Annotated in this window: 1 protein-coding gene; it reads left to right on the forward strand. The window is 69.0% G+C overall.

The window, feature by feature from the left end; genetic code table 11:
• Nucleotides 1-47: 47 nt before the first annotated feature.
• A partial coding sequence (locus MD536_RS22260) for a PP-loop family protein (protein WP_369075827.1) occupies nucleotides 48-281 on the forward strand: 234 nt, incomplete at its 3' end.

The raw sequence follows: 281 nt of genomic DNA on the forward strand, positions 1-281 counted from the left end.
GAGCTGCACGCGCCTGAGCAGTGGATCGCGCGCGTCACGCTTGCGTCATGACCGGACCGCACCCTGCCGTCGCTCACGTGCGACGTGCCGTGCGGACGGCACTTGCCGACCTCGAGACTGGATCTGTCGTTCTGGTCGCGGTGAGCGGAGGGGCCGACTCGATGGCTTTGGCTGCAGCGACTGCATTCGAGGCTCGAGATGCACCATGGCGTTGCGCAGGGGTCGTGGTCGACCACCAGCTACAGCCGGGGTCGGCGGAGGTGGCCGCCCGAGTGGCTGGG

Source organism: Flavihumibacter cheonanensis (assembly GCF_022352215.1).
Classification (GTDB): domain Bacteria; phylum Bacteroidota; class Bacteroidia; order Chitinophagales; family Chitinophagaceae; genus Flavihumibacter; species Flavihumibacter cheonanensis.